General features: G+C 65.7%; 12 protein-coding genes and 1 pseudogene. 5 read left to right on the top strand and 8 right to left on the bottom strand.

Annotated elements, in window-relative coordinates:
- Positions 1 to 61: 61 nt before the first annotated feature.
- On the bottom strand, positions 62 to 601 hold the full coding sequence (locus tag ACFWCF_RS23210; RefSeq protein ID WP_378566612.1) for a TIGR00725 family protein: 540 nt from the start codon (positions 599 to 601) through the stop codon (positions 62 to 64).
- A 41-nt stretch (positions 602 to 642) separates the two neighbouring features.
- Here ACFWCF_RS23210 and ACFWCF_RS23205 point away from each other — a divergent pair, with 41 nt between their 5' ends.
- Positions 643 to 1,566: an alpha/beta fold hydrolase gene (locus tag ACFWCF_RS23205; protein WP_378566576.1), complete on the top strand. Its 924-nt coding sequence runs from the start codon at positions 643 to 645 to the stop codon at positions 1,564 to 1,566.
- A gap of 44 nt (positions 1,567 to 1,610) precedes the next feature.
- On the opposite strand, the gene ACFWCF_RS23200 is transcribed toward ACFWCF_RS23205, so the two are convergent.
- Positions 1,611 to 2,231, bottom strand: a complete 621-nt coding sequence (locus ACFWCF_RS23200; RefSeq protein ID WP_378566573.1) for an FHA domain-containing protein — start codon at positions 2,229 to 2,231, stop codon at positions 1,611 to 1,613.
- Between the two features lie 179 nt (positions 2,232 to 2,410).
- Between ACFWCF_RS23200 and ACFWCF_RS23195 the strand changes: the two genes are divergently transcribed.
- Positions 2,411 to 2,803 carry a YchJ family protein gene (locus ACFWCF_RS23195; protein WP_378566609.1) on the top strand — a complete coding sequence of 131 codons (393 nt, stop codon included), beginning with the start codon at positions 2,411 to 2,413 and terminating at the stop codon, positions 2,801 to 2,803.
- Between the two features lie 10 nt (positions 2,804 to 2,813).
- Here the strand turns inward: ACFWCF_RS23195 and ACFWCF_RS23190 are convergent, their stop codons facing one another.
- Positions 2,814 to 3,461, bottom strand: coding sequence for a helix-turn-helix domain-containing protein (locus ACFWCF_RS23190; RefSeq protein ID WP_378566570.1), 648 nt, complete (start codon positions 3,459 to 3,461; stop codon positions 2,814 to 2,816).
- An 86-nt stretch (positions 3,462 to 3,547) separates the two neighbouring features.
- Here ACFWCF_RS23190 and treZ point away from each other — a divergent pair, with 86 nt between their 5' ends.
- Together treZ and ACFWCF_RS23180 are read left to right on the top strand one after the other, a co-directional pair.
- Positions 3,548 to 5,284 carry a malto-oligosyltrehalose trehalohydrolase gene (treZ, locus tag ACFWCF_RS23185; RefSeq protein WP_378566606.1) on the top strand — a complete coding sequence of 579 codons (1,737 nt, stop codon included), beginning with the start codon at positions 3,548 to 3,550 and terminating at the stop codon, positions 5,282 to 5,284.
- Between the two features lie 110 nt (positions 5,285 to 5,394).
- Positions 5,395 to 5,688, top strand: a complete 294-nt coding sequence (locus ACFWCF_RS23180) for a hypothetical protein (RefSeq protein ID WP_378566567.1) — start codon at positions 5,395 to 5,397, stop codon at positions 5,686 to 5,688.
- 9 nt (positions 5,689 to 5,697) lie between these two features.
- On the opposite strand, the gene ilvA is transcribed toward ACFWCF_RS23180, so the two are convergent.
- The 3 genes from ilvA to ACFWCF_RS23165 all read right to left on the bottom strand — a co-directional run bounded on the left by ilvA (position 5,698) and on the right by ACFWCF_RS23165 (position 9,317).
- Positions 5,698 to 7,017, bottom strand: a complete 1,320-nt coding sequence (gene ilvA / locus ACFWCF_RS23175; protein WP_378566603.1) for a threonine ammonia-lyase IlvA — start codon at positions 7,015 to 7,017, stop codon at positions 5,698 to 5,700.
- Between the two features lie 91 nt (positions 7,018 to 7,108).
- Positions 7,109 to 8,875, bottom strand: a complete 1,767-nt coding sequence (locus ACFWCF_RS23170; RefSeq protein ID WP_378566564.1) for a pyruvate dehydrogenase — start codon at positions 8,873 to 8,875, stop codon at positions 7,109 to 7,111.
- A gap of 7 nt (positions 8,876 to 8,882) precedes the next feature.
- Positions 8,883 to 9,317 carry a nitroreductase family deazaflavin-dependent oxidoreductase gene (locus ACFWCF_RS23165; RefSeq protein WP_378566561.1) on the bottom strand — a complete coding sequence of 145 codons (435 nt, stop codon included), beginning with the start codon at positions 9,315 to 9,317 and terminating at the stop codon, positions 8,883 to 8,885.
- 117 nt (positions 9,318 to 9,434) lie between these two features.
- Between ACFWCF_RS23165 and ACFWCF_RS23160 the strand changes: the two genes are divergently transcribed.
- Entirely contained in the window at positions 9,435 to 9,665 is a 231-nt protein-coding gene (locus ACFWCF_RS23160) for a hypothetical protein (protein ID WP_378566558.1), read from the top strand.
- Between the two features lie 17 nt (positions 9,666 to 9,682).
- On the opposite strand, the gene dnaE is transcribed toward ACFWCF_RS23160, so the two are convergent.
- On the bottom strand, positions 9,683 to 13,222 hold the full coding sequence (gene dnaE / locus ACFWCF_RS23155) for a DNA polymerase III subunit alpha (protein ID WP_378566555.1): 3,540 nt from the start codon (positions 13,220 to 13,222) through the stop codon (positions 9,683 to 9,685).
- Positions 13,223 to 13,326: 104 nt separating this feature from the next.
- A pseudogene (rarD, locus tag ACFWCF_RS23150) lies at positions 13,327 to 13,965 on the bottom strand (EamA family transporter RarD); the annotation flags it as partial.
- Positions 13,966 to 13,990 lie beyond the last annotated feature (25 nt).

Below are 13,990 nucleotides of genomic sequence, written 5' to 3'. Positions count from 1 at the left end.
CACCTCGACGCGCGATGCCCGCCGACATGTCGGCGGGCATCGCGCGTCGAGGTGGGCCGGATCATGCGTCCTTGCGCCAGAGCAATGCGTGCAGGCACTCGACCGCTTCCCCCGGTGATTCGACGTCGAGGACGCCGCCCGCAGGCATCTTCCAGCCTCCGATCGACACGACGGGAACGCCGGTACGCACCGCCAACGCGATCTCGCTCATCGTGCCCCAGCTCCCGCCGACGACGACGAGCGCGTCGCTGCTGCGCACCAGCAGGGCGTTGCGCATCTCCCCCAAGCCGGTGGGGACCGCCACCGTCAAGTACGGATTTCCTACCATCCGATCATCGTCGGGCAGCAGCCCGAGTGTGGTCCCACCCGCCTCGATCGCTCCACGCGACGCGGCGGCCATGACCCCGCCGAGACCGCCGGTGACGACGACCGCCCGGCGACCAGCGAGCAGTCCGCCGACCTGACGAGCGATCCGCCGTTGTTCGGGCGTCGCCTCACCCGGACCGACGACCCCGACATAGCGCTGCGAATGCATATCGGGATTGTCCACCACCCCAAGGGTAAAAAGGCGCCTATCCCGGTTTTCAGGTTCTACCGACAGGGAGTCTCGCACCGAATCTCGGCGCCGCGGACCCTCGATACATGTCCGCCATCCACTACTCGACACGTCTTCGGCGCACCACTGTGTACGCCGACGACGGGGTCCCCCTCGCGGTCACCGAAGCGGGCCCCGACACCGCTGAACCGACGTTCGTATTCGTACACGGGCACTGCCACGACACCGACACCTGGTCTAGGTTGCGTCAGTCGTTGTCCCTCACGATGGGTCGCCCGGTACGGATGGTGTTCTTCGATCATCGTGGCCACGGCCGGTCCGGTGGAGCACCCGCAGAGACCTACACCCTCGATCAGATCGGGCGCGATCTGGGCGCCGTACTCGACGCTGTCACCGACAAGTCCGTCGTGCTGGTGGGGCATTCGATGGGCGGCATGGCGATCCTGTCGTACGCACGTCAGCATCCGACCGACATCGGCACCCGGGTCGTGGGGGTCGCGTTGATCTCCACGGCTGCCGACGATCTCGCACATTCCGGGCTCGGGCGGTACCTGCACAGCCCGGCGGTGGAGTTGTTCCGCCGGGCTGTGTCCCGGGCGCCCCGCATCACCCAGCGGGTGGCGCGGTGGGGTGCCCGAGTGGGTCTGCCCGTGGCCGGGGCGCTGCATCGCCGCACACCCGCCACGACGCCCGGATCCTGGTTGCTCACACTGCTCACGTTGCTGCGCAGCGACACGTCGGTGGTCACCATGGCCGGTTTCCTCCGCTGCTTCGCGGTGCTGGACGAAGCCGCGGCCCTCTCCGTTCTGACCCACCTTCCGTCGCTGGTGCTGTGCGGATCGCACGACGAGTGGACGCCGTTCGAACTGTCCGCCGGTGTGGCCTCACGACTACCGCAGTCGGAACTGGTGTGCGTCGAAGGTGCGGGTCATTCGGTCACAGTCGAGCATCCCGTCGTGGTGGCCAGTGCCCTCGCGCGTCTCGCAGAGCGCGTCATACCGGTCCGATAAGACCCGGGTCCTATCAGACCCAGCAGACCCAGCAGACCCAGCCGTCACAGATCGCGTTCGCTGACTACACCGGTGTGCATCGCAAGTTCGGCGAGGCGCACCCGCTTGCGATTCTGCGGCAGATCCTCGACCCCGAACTTCGCGAACAGTGTCCGCAGATGAGTTTTCACGGCGTCGACACTGAGATACAGCTCGGAGGCGATGGCCTGGTTCGATGCGGGCGACGCGAAGGCCACACCGTGCTTGTACGGACGGCACAGTGCACGGAGCACCGCGCGCTGGGTGTCCGTCAACGAATTCACCGTCGGTAGCTCTGCGGCCATGCGGGTCGACTCGTCGGGTCCCGCCCCGATCTGCTGGAAACGCAGCCGGTGCGAGCCGATGCGGATGCTGTCGCCCTCACGTAACCGCCGACGCCCGGCGATGCGCTCACCGTTGACGAAAGTGCCGTTGCGAGAAAGCCCGTCGTCGAGGATCGTCCAGTGGGTGCCGAGCCACTCGACCACCGCGTGCAGGCGCGAGACCTCCTCGTCGCCGACGAACGCCACATCGGCTTCCGTTGCGCGGCCGACCGTCACCCGCGGAGTCGACGACGTCAACACCACGTGGTGCTGGTGTCCGTGCTCGTCGAGGTAGGTCAGACGTGGGTCGAGTGCGTTACTCACCGAGGTCTCCTGCACACAGGTCAATCGTGCGCCCACACCGTGTGTTCGGCAAGGACACCCGCAGCGTGCCACACGGTCGGTAACAATGGACCGGTACACGGTCGGTAACAATGGACCGGTACACGGTCGGTAACAATGGACCGGTGAGCCGACAACGCGACCAGAAGCCCGCCGCCGACATGCCGTGCCCGTGTGGGCGCGGAATCCGCCTCTCCGACTGCTGCGGACGATTTCTCGACGGTGGTGCCGCCGCCTCGACCCCCGAAGACCTGATGCGGTCGCGGTACACGGCCTTCGTACTCGGCGACGCTCCCTACCTGCTGCGGACCTGGCATTCCTCGGCGCGACCGGATTCCCTCGAGCTGGATTCCGGAACCAGGTGGACGGGCCTCGAGGTACTGCGGACCACGGGCGGTGGTTTCCTGCACACCGAAGGCACGGTCGAATTCCGGGCGCACTACGTCGACAACGGCCGCGGCGGTGTCGTGCAGGAACACGTCATGCAGGAGAACAGCCGATTCGTCCGGGAGGACGGCACCTGGCTGTACCTGGATGCAGCAGGTGGCCGGTAGTCCGGGACCGTCAGCGCAACAGAGTCGATCGGAGGGTGTCGGCGAGCCACGCGCGATACCCGTCGACGTCCCATCCGCAGTCGCGACGCAGCAATGCGTGCACCTGCGGCGAACTGAGCGTGTAGAGCACGTCGGCCGCGTGATCGACGGTGACGTCGTCGCGCAGCCATCCGCTGCGGTGCAGACCTTCGGCGAGGGTACGAGCATTCTCGGCGGTGGCGCGAGCGTCGTCCTCGGCGAACCGTTTCATATCGGGGTCGGCACCCGACGACTCGATCGACGTGATGAGAAGGCCGCCGGCACGTTCGAGCATCGCCGCGCCGTACCCCACCACCTGGTCGACGACCGCGGCTGCGGCTCCGAGAGCGAGCGGTGATCGGGGTATGCCGGCGACGGGCTCATCGGAGTCGGCGACGGCCGGGTCGACGCTGACCGCGGCGTCGAGCGATTCCCGGAACAGCTGGGCCTTGCCGTCGGGGAAAGCGGTGAACACCGTCCGCACTGCGACACCCGCCTCGTCGGCGATCTGCTTGACTGTGGTGCTCACATACCCGTTCCGCTCGAACAGTGTCGCGGCGGCATCTCGGATCGTGATGCGGGTACGGCGCGCTGCTTCTTCCCGCAACGGTGAGCTGTACGTTCTTCTGGCTGCGGACATCGACGTCAGCGTAGCAGTATCGACTGCAGTGCTGATGCACCCGAAATCCGCTGCGTTCCCCGCACGGAAGGGGCATGCTGGGCCTCGTGCACACCTTCGAGGTCTGGGCTCCGATTCCCGCGTCGGTTCGTCTCCATGTCGACGGCGAACTCCATCCGATGCGCCGTGACGACAAGGGCTGGTGGCGCGCCGATGTCGAGGTCTCCCCCGGCGCACGGTACGGCTATGCACTCGACGACGACGCCGTGCTCCCCGATCCCCGCTCGCCGCGCCAGCCGGACGGCGTGCACGAAACGTCGCAGCTACACCAACTCGACCCCGACGCCTGGACCGATCACACCTGGACCGGACGTCAACTCACCGGAAGCGTGCTGTACGAACTGCACATCGGCACGTTCACCGACGAGGGCACCCTCGACGCCGCGATCGAACGCCTCGACGATCTCGTGGCTCTCGGAATCGACTTCGTCGAGTTGATGCCCCTCAACGCATTCAACGGCCCTCATGGGTGGGGCTACGACGGCGTGCTCTGGTACGCCGTACACGAGCCGTACGGCGGTCCCGACGCACTGCAGCGGTTCGTCGACGCAGCCCATGCCCGAGGTATCGGCGTAGCGCTCGACGTCGTCTACAACCACCTGGGCCCGTCCGGAAACTACCTGGGCCGATTCGGCCCCTACGTGTCGGAGAAACCGGGAATCTGGGGTGAGAGCATCAATCTCGACGGTCCCGGGTCCGGCGAGGTACGCCGCTACATCATCGACAACGCCCTGCGCTGGTTCAGCGAGTTCCACATCGACGCACTGCGGCTCGACGCCACCCACGCGCTCGTCGATCACACCGCCGTGCACCTTCTCGAGGAGCTGTCGGTCGACACTCTGCGTCTGTCTGCCCACCTCGGTCGCCCCCTGAGCCTGATCGCCGAGAGCGACCTGAACGATCCGCGAACGATCACGCCGCGTTCCGCGGGAGGATACGGCCTGCACGCGCAGTGGGACGACGACATCCACCATGCGATCCACGCCGCAGTCTCCGGCGAGAGGCAGGGCTATTACGGCGATTTCGGATCACTCGAATGCCTGGCACGCACCCTCGGGCACGGCTTCTTCCATGCCGGTACGTTCTCGTCGTTCCGCGGCCGCGTGCACGGCCGTCCGCTCGACGTGCGGAGGGTGCCCGCGAGTGCGCTGCTCGCCTACACGTGCACGCACGATCAGGTGGGTAACCGGGCCAGAGGCGATCGACCCGGAGGCTATCTCGACCGGGGACAACTCGCCGTGAAAGCTGCGCTCGTGCTCACCTCGCCCTATACTCCGATGCTGTTCATGGGTGAAGAATGGGGCGCGAGCACGCCATTTCAGTACTTCACGTCCCATCCGGAACCCGATCTCGCCGCGGCCGTCGTCGCGGGGCGCCGCCGGGAGTTCGGTGAGCACGGCTGGGACACCGACGACGTGCCCGACCCTCAGGATCCCGAGACCTTCCGCCGATCCACCCTCGAGTGGGACGAGCGTACCGAACCCGAGCACGCACGACTCCTCGACTGCTACCGCCGGTTGATCGGCCTGCGCCGCGCGCGTGCCGAACTCACCGACCCCTGGCTCGAGCACCTCCAGGTGACATACGACGAGGACGAGCGCTGGATTGTGTTGTATCGCGGTGTCATTCGTGTCGTATGCAACCTCGGGGACGATCCGGTGACCGTACCCGTCGGTGGTCGCCCGATCCTCTGGTGGGACGACCCCGTCGTCAACCGCACCCAGTCCGCGGTGCTGGTTCCGGGGCACTCGTTCGTGATACTCGAATCCCCCACGGCCGCTTGACCGAACAGTCAGTTCTCGTTGCCGTTCTGTACGCACCACCGCCCTTGATCCGACTTCGAGAACGCGCGTACCGTCAGGGATACTGCCGAATTTTTTCGAGGTGAATCGTCATGGAAGCCAAGAAAGTACTGGCGAGCGCATTTCTCACCACAGCTCTTGTCCTCACACCCGTAGGTGTGGCCACCGCAGCTCCGGTGACCGACACGTCCCCCGGTGTCGTCGATGTCAATCACCGCGACCGCGGGTGGGACGACCACCGACGCGACCACGGGAACGATCACAAGAGGGGCGACCGCGGGCACAACGACTGGGATCACGGGCGTCATCACGACTGGGACCGTGGCAATCACTGGCGTCCCGATTGCTTCTGGTTCGGCCCCTGGCTGGTGTGCATGCCCTGGTGAGGATCGACCCTACGTGAGGTAGCGGTAGGAAGGTGATCCCGGCTCGAGGCGGCTCGCCTCGATCGGTGAGGCGTCCATGCGATGCAGGAGTGCCGAAAGACCCTCGGCTGCACCGAGTTCGATACCGACCAGCGCCGCACCCGTTTCGCGGTTGTTTCGTTTGACGTACTCGAACAGGGTGATGTCGTCGTCGGGTCCGAGGACCTCGTCGAGGAAACGTCGCAACGCTCCCGGTTCCTGGGGGAAGTTGACGAGGAAGTAGTGCTTGAGGCCCCGATGCACGAGGGACCGCTCGATGATCTCCCCGTACCGTGACACATCGTTGTTGCCACCGGAGACCAGGCACACCACCGTCGCTCCCGGCTCGATCGACAGGCCCTCGAGAGCGGCAACCGCCAGTGCGCCTGCGGGCTCTGCGATGATGCCCTCGCTCTGGTAGAGCTCGAGCATCGACGTGCAAATCGCGCCTTCGTCGACCTGGGTCATGCCGAAGGGCGCGTGACCCAGACCTTCAGCGCGCAGGCTCGCGACGAGCGGGAGGCTCGAGTGCGAGACCACCTCGGCGCCGAGCTGCGACACGACGGCGTACGGGACGTCGCCGATCCGCTTCACGGCGGCGCCGTCGACGAACGGCTCCACCTCGGGCAGCGTGACGGGTCCACCGGCGACGAGCGCGGCCGTCATCGACGCCGCACCCTTGGGTTCGACACCGACGATCGCGGTATGGGGAGAGCGCTCGCGCAGGTAGGCCGCGATCCCCGCGATCAGACCTCCCCCACCGACCGGCACGACCAGGACATCCAGATCGCCCGGGAGCTGCTCGACGATCTCGCGGGCAATGGTGCCCTGCCCTGCGGCGGTACGCACATCGTCGAACGGCGGGATCATGGTTGCTCCGGTGCGCTCTGCGTCGTCGGCAGCGGCACCGGCTGCCGCGTCGAACGTGTCGCCGACGGCGATCAGCTCGACGAACCCGCCCCCGTGGACCTGGATACGGTCACGCTTCTGCTTCGGGGTACGCGCAGGCACATAGATGCGACCTTCGATCCCCATCGCCCGGCACGCGTACGCGACACCTTGCGCGTGATTGCCTGCGCTCGCCGTCACAACACCCGCAGCGCGCTCGCGGTCGTCGAGCTGGGCCATCGCGTTGTAGGCGCCCCGCAGTTTGAACGAACGTACACGCGTCAGATCTTCGCGTTTGAGGTGGACGTTCGCGCCCGTCAGGGCCGACAAGCGGGGGCTGTGCTCGAGGGGGGTGGGTGAGACCGCAGGCGCAATTCGCTCCGCCGCCGCGTCGATATCGGCCGCAGTCGGTACGGCTGTCATGTCGGTCGGTTCGGCTGTGCGCGAGGTGGAGGTCACCGGTCAATGCTGCCACTCGCTGCCCGGGCCCACCAACGGACCCCCTGGAAGACGGTCAGGTGCCGAACTGTGAAGGCCGGGGAAGATTGCGGAGATTCGACTTCGCCATTTTCACCGCTTCACCCACCCCCTCGTTCATCACGATCTTCGACATGGCCAGCGCGAAGCCCTTCACCTGTTCACCGGTGATGGTCGGTGGGAGTGACAGGGCCAGCGGATCGGTCACCACATCGATCAGTGCCGGGCCAGGATGCGCGAATGCGTCTCGCAGCACCTGTTCCACCTCGGCCGGATCTTCGACCCGGCGCGCGAAGAATCCGAGTGCCTCCGCGACCCGCGCGTAGTCGACCGCCGGAACGTCGACTCCGAAGTCAGCGAGGCCGTCGACGAGCATTTCGAGTTTCACCATGCCGAGAGTCGCGTTGTCGAAAAGAACGATCTTGATCGGCAGCCGGTGCATGATCACGGTGATCAACTCACCGAGCAACATCGACAGGCCGCCGTCACCGCTGACCGAGACAACCTGTCGGCCGGGAGCCGCGAACTGGGCGCCGATCGCATGAGGCAGCGCGTTGGCCATCGATCCGTGCAACGCGGACGACAGAAAACGGCGACGTCCGTTCGGATTGAGATACCGGGCGGACCACACGTTGCACATGCCGGTGTCGGCGGTGAACACGGCGTCGTCGGCCGCGATGTCGTCGAGGATCGATGCGACATACTCGGGATGAATCGGTTTCCGCTGTTTGACCGGCGTCGTGTACGCACCGACCACTTTCTCCATCAGGCCGCGGTGCCGCTCGACCATCCGGTCGAGGAACTTCCGATCGGTCTTGCGGCGGATCAACGGTGTCAAGGCACGCAGGGTCGCGGCGGTATCGCCGTGCACCGCCAGATCCAGCTCGGTACGACGGCCGAGCCGGCTTGCGTCGATGTCGATCTGTGCCGTGCGCACCTCGGGAAGGAACTGGTCGTACGGGAAGTCGGTGCCGATGAGCAGCAGCAGGTCGGCGCCGTGCATGCCGTCGTGGGCTGCGCCGTAGCCGAGGAGGCCGGTCATCCCGACATCGAACGGGTTGTCGTACTGGATCCATTCCTTGCCGCGCAGGCTGTGGCCGATCGGCGCCCCGACCGTGTCTGCCAGGTCGAGGAGCTCGTCGCGTGCACCGCGAACGCCTGCCCCGGCGAAGATCGCCACCTTGTCTGCCGCGTCGATTGCCTCGGCCAGTGCTCGGACGTCCGAGTCCGCGGGCACGACGGTCGGTGCACCTGTCCTGATGAGACGCGGCGATGTTCCTTCCGCGGGCAGTGCCGCGATGTCGCCGGGCAATGTGACCACGGCGACGCCGGGCCCCGCGAGCGCGTGCGTCATCGCGCTGTGTACGACCCGTGGAGCCTGCACGGCAGCGCTGATCAGCTCGGTGTAGGTCGAGCATTCGACGAACAGTCGATCGGGGTGGGTTTCCTGGAAGTATCCGGAGCCGATCTGGGCAGACGGGATGTGCGACGCGATGGCGAGCACCGGAGCTCCGGAGCGGTGCGCGTCGTAGAGTCCGTTGATCAGGTGCAGATTGCCCGGTCCGCACGAGCCGGCGCACACCGCCAGCTCACCGGTGAGTTGCGCATCCGCCGCAGCAGCGAATGCCGCCGCTTCTTCGTGGCGCACATGGATCCAGTCGATCCCGCCCGACGCGATACCGCCGGTGCGGCGCACGGCGTCGACGACGGGATTCAAGCTGTCGCCGACGATCCCGTAGATCCGGCGCACGCCGGCATCGACGAGCTGGCCGACGAGCTGGTCCGCAACGGTGCGCGCCGCCATCGTGCGCCTACTTCCGTTCGAGGACGAAGACCGGGATCTGCCGGTCGGTCTTGTTCTGATAGTCGGCGTAATCGGGAAATGCTGCGACTGCTCTCTCCCACCACAACGCCTTCTCGTCGCCGTGCACCTCGCGCGCCACCATGTCGTGTACATCGGGGCCGTCGCGTAGTTCGACCTGCGGGTTCGCCACCACATTGAAGTACCAGACGGGGTGCTTCGGTGCTCCACCGAGCGAGGCGACGACCGCGTACTCGCCATCGTGTTCGACGCGCATCAGCGGGGTCTTGCGCAGTTTGCCGCTCTTGGCGCCGCGTGTAGTGAGGATGACGACGGGCTTGCCGGCGAGGGTGGTGCCTGCGGTACCGCCCGAGGACTCGTAGGCCTCGACCTGATCGGCGGCCCACTTCGACGGACTGGGTTCGTATTCTCCGGTGAGAGGCATGCATCCAGTGAACACCGTGTGGTGATTCGGCACACGCGGGTCCAAGAGTTCGTTGACCCGAATTCTTCTATGCGCCTACCCTGAAGAAAGACTGTCCGCGACCGGAGGTGCATTCGCATGATGACACTCGACCTGCCGACACGCAGGGCCACCCGAGTGGCCGGTGTCGACATCGCCGGCACCGAATGGCCGCTCTACAAGCTCGAGGCACTCGCGGTCGGCTTCGTGATCCTGGTGGCTCTGCTCGTCGTCACCGGAATCGCGCAGACCGCTGTTCTGACCGCCGCGGCGGTCACCACTGTCACGTGGTGGGTGCGCCTGGCGTACTACCGGCGCACCTCCCCGTAGCCTCCGCCGCCCCGACCTCAGGTCGCGAGACAGCCGGGGCCGAGCAACGCCTTGAGATCGCCCATCAACGCCGACGACGGCTCCACACGCAGACTGTCGTCGACCTTGAGCAAGGTGACTTTACTGCCGGTGATCAGTCGCACATGGACATCTGCGGTGCCGGGGTGCCGGTTCAGCACGTTTTTGAGGGCACCGACCTTGTCGGGGGTGCACAGCCGGGTCGGCATCGCCACCGACACAGGCTTGGCCACACCCACCTGAGACAGATCCGGCACCGCCAGATCGTTGGCGATCAGTGAGATCCGGTCGTCGCGGATCGACACGCGCGCCTTGACGAGCACCACCGAGTCCTCGACGACGTCCATGCCGTACACCGAGTACGACTGTGGGAAGAAGAGGACCTCGATACCGCCGGTGAGATCCTCGAGCTGCGCCGAGGCCCACGCGAGACCATTCTTGTTGATACGGCGGTTCACGGAGGCGAGGATGCCACCCACCGTCACCTGGCTGCCGTCCTTGATGCCACCCTCGAGGATCGCCGGGATCGGTGTGTCGGCCTGGGCCGCGAGGACGTGCTCTACACCGTTGAGCGGATGCCCGGAGACGTACAGGCCGAGCATTTCCCGTTCGAGGGCGAGGAGGTGTTTGCTGTCCCACTCCTCGTCGGGGATCCGGACGTTGAACACCGACGCCACCGATTCGTCCGCATCGGCCCCTCCGAACAGGTCGAACTGTCCGATAGCTTCGGCCTTCTTGGTGCTCATCACGGCATCGATCGCGTCGGCGTGGACGAGCATCAGCCCCTTGCGGGGGTGCTTCAGCGAGTCGAACCCGCCCGCCTTGATCAGTGATTCCGTGACCTTCTTGGTGCACGCGACCGTGTCGATCTTGCCGAGATAGTCGGAGAAGTCGGTGTAGCGCCCCTTCTCCTGACGGCCCTTGACGATCGACGCCACAACGTTGGCGCCGACGTTGCGTACGGCGCCGAGGCCGAACCGGATATCTTCACCCACCGACGTGAAGTTGGTGTGCGATTCGTTGACATCCGGTGGCAGCACCGTGATGCCCATCTTGCGGCAGTCGGACAGGTAGACCGCGGCCTTGTCCTTGTCGTCGCCGACGGAGGTGAGCAGTCCGGCCATGTACTCGCCGGGGTAGTTCGCCTTCAGATATGCCGTCCAGAACGACACGAGACCGTAGCCCGCGGCGTGCGACTTGTTGAATGCGTATCCGGCGAACGGGAGGATCGTGTCCCACAACGCTTTGATCGCCGGCTCGGAGAAACCGTTCTTCAACATGCCTTCACGGAAGCCCGCGTACGCCTCCTCGAGCACCGAAAGTTTCTTCTTGCCCATCGCACGGCGCAAGATGTCGGCCTGACCGAGCGAGTAGCCCGCCACCTTCTGAGCGATCTGCATGATCTGCTCCTGATACACGATCAAGCCGTAGGTGTCGGCGAGAATCTCCTTCAGGGGCTCTTCGAGCTCGGGATGGATCGGCTTGACGTCCTGACGACCGTTCTTGCGGTCGGCGTAGTCATTGTGCGCGTTCATGCCCATCGGGCCGGGTCGATACAGCGCGAGCACCGCAACGATGTCCTCGAAACCTGTGGGCTGCATACGTCGCAGCAGGTCGCGCATCGCACTGCCGTCGAGCTGGAACACACCGAGCGTGTCGCCGCGCGCGAGCAACTCGTACGTGGCCGGATCTTCGAGCGGCAACTCGTCGAGATCGAGTTCGATCCCCCGGTTGTCTCGGATGTTCTCGATTGCATCGCCGATGACCGTGAGGTTGCGCAGCCCCAGGAAGTCCATCTTCAGCAGGCCGATGGCCTCACACGACGGGTAGTCCCAGCCCGTGATGATCGCGCCGTCCTGCGCGCGCTTCCACAGCGGAATCGCGTCCATGAGCGGTTCGGACGACATGATGACCGCGCACGCGTGCACACCCGCGTTGCGGATCAGGCCTTCGAGCCCGAGTGCAGTGTCGTAGATCTTCTTCACATCGGGATTCGAGTCGATGAGCGATCGAACCTCGACGGCTTCCTTGTACCGCTCATGGCTCGGATCGGTGATCCCGGACACGGAGATGTCCTTGGCCATGATCGGCGGCGGAAGCGCCTTGGTGATCTGATCGGCGATGGCGAAGCCCGGCTGCCCGAACTGGACGCGTGCCGCGTCCTTGATCGCAGCCTTGGTCTTGATGGTGCCGAAGGTGATGACCTGGGCGACCTTGTCGCTGCCCCACTTCTCGGTGGCATAGCGGACCATCTCGCCGCGACGGCGATCATCGAAGTCGATATCGATATCGGGCATCGACACGCGCTCGGGGTTGAGGAATCGCTCGAACAGCAGCCCGTGCGGGATGGGATCGATGTTGGTGATGCCCATCGCGTACGCGACGAGCGATCCGGCTGCCGAGCCTCGACCGGGGCCGACTCGGATGCCGACATCCTTGGCGTGGTTGATGAGGTCGCCGACGACGAGGAAGTAGGCGGGGAAACCCATCTCGTTGATGACGCTGATCTCGTACTCGGCGCGCCGCAGGTACTCTTCGGGAACAGGCCCGTGCGGGAACCGGCGGTCGAGGCCGCGCATGACTTCCTTGTGCAGCCAGCTGGCCTGCGTCTCCCCTTCCGGCACGGGGAAGATCGGCATCCGGTCGTGGTGCTCCCACACCTCCTTGTACGACTGCACCCGCTCCCCGATCAGCACGGTGTTGTCGCACGCGCCGGGCACCTGGCTGTCCCACAACTCGCGCATCTCCTGCGCGGATTTGAGGTAGTAGCCGTCGCCGTCGAACTTGAAGCGGGTGGGATCCGACAGGGTCTTACCGGTCTGGATGCACAGCAGCGCCTCGTGGTTCTCCGCGGCGTCCTTGGTGACGTAGTGGCAGTCGTTGGTGGCCAGCGGCGGGATTCCGAGCTTGTTGCCGATCTCGAGGAGTCCTTCGCGGACGCGGCGTTCGATCGACAGGCCGTGGTCCATCAGTTCGAGGAAGAAGTTGTCCTTACCCCAGATCTCCTGCCATTTCGCGGCCGCCTCGAGGGCTTCGCGATCGTGACCGAGGCGCAAACGCGTCTGGATCTCACCCGACGGGCAGCCGGTGGTCGCGATGATCCCCTCGTGGTGCGTAGCAATGAGCTCTTCGTCCATTCGGGCCCACTTGCCGAACTGCCCCTCGATGGACGCGAGCGACGAGAGCTTGAACAGATTCCGCAATCCGGTGGCGTTCTCGGCGACCATCGTCATGTGTGTGTACGCACCCGAACCCGACACGTCGTCGGACTTCTGGCTCGGATCGCCCCACTTCACACGCTTGGTGCTGAACCGCGACTCGGGTGCGACATACGCCTCGATCCCGATGATCGGCTTGATGCCCGCCTTCGTCGCAGAGTTGTAGAACTCGCTGGCGCCGTACATGTTTCCGTGGTCGGTCATGCCGACCGCCGTCATCTCGAGCCGCTGCGCCTCGGCGAACAGTGGGGCGAGCTTGGCCGCGCCGTCGAGCATCGAGTACTCGGTGTGATTGTGCAGATGAACGAACGAGTCAGCCACGCGTGCCTCTCCCGGAAAGTCTGTGGGCACCGACGAGTCTAGGCGCTCGGTGCGACGCGACCGGACAGGCACACCGGTGTCCGTCGGCACACCGGTGACCTGAGCTACTCGCCGCCCAGCGTGGCGGCCCGGAGGCCGCGCTCACGCCGCACGCGGATCAGCGCGTCGGTGCTGAACACCAGCAGCGCCGCCCAGATGAGCGCGAATCCGATCCACCGCGAGGCGGGCATGTTCTCGTGCAGGACGAAGACGCCCCACACCATCTGCAGACTCGGCGTCAAGTACTGCAGCATGCCCAGTGTCGCGAGCGGTACCCGCTGGGCAGCGGCACCGAACAGCAGCAGCGGCACCGCGGTCACCACGCCCGCAGAGATCAGCAGGAGGGAATGCCCGGTGCCGTTTCCGAAGAAGGTTCCGGTTCCGGTGACGCCGAGAAAAACGAGATAGGCCACGGCGAACGGCATCGCAACAATGCCTTCCCCCGCCGACGAGGTCCGAGGATCCAGGGGAACGACCTTCTTGATCAGGCCGTACGTCGCGAACGACAACGCGAGGGTCAACGCCAGCAGTGGAGGGCGCCCGTAGTCGACGGTGATCACCAGCACCGCGACGGCCGCCGCGATCAACGCCACGATCTGCGCCGGCCGCAGCCGCTCCCGGAAGAACAGCACACCGAACAGAACACTGACGAGCGGGTTGATGAAGTATCCGAGCGCGGCCTCGATGACCTGCCCGGAAACCACGGCTTGACTTCCTCCCCCGCGTGAA

Source organism: Rhodococcus sp. NPDC060090 (assembly GCF_042729855.1).
Classification (GTDB): Bacteria; Actinomycetota; Actinomycetes; order Mycobacteriales; family Mycobacteriaceae; genus Rhodococcus.
This window is presented reverse-complemented; position numbering and strand designations above follow the sequence as displayed.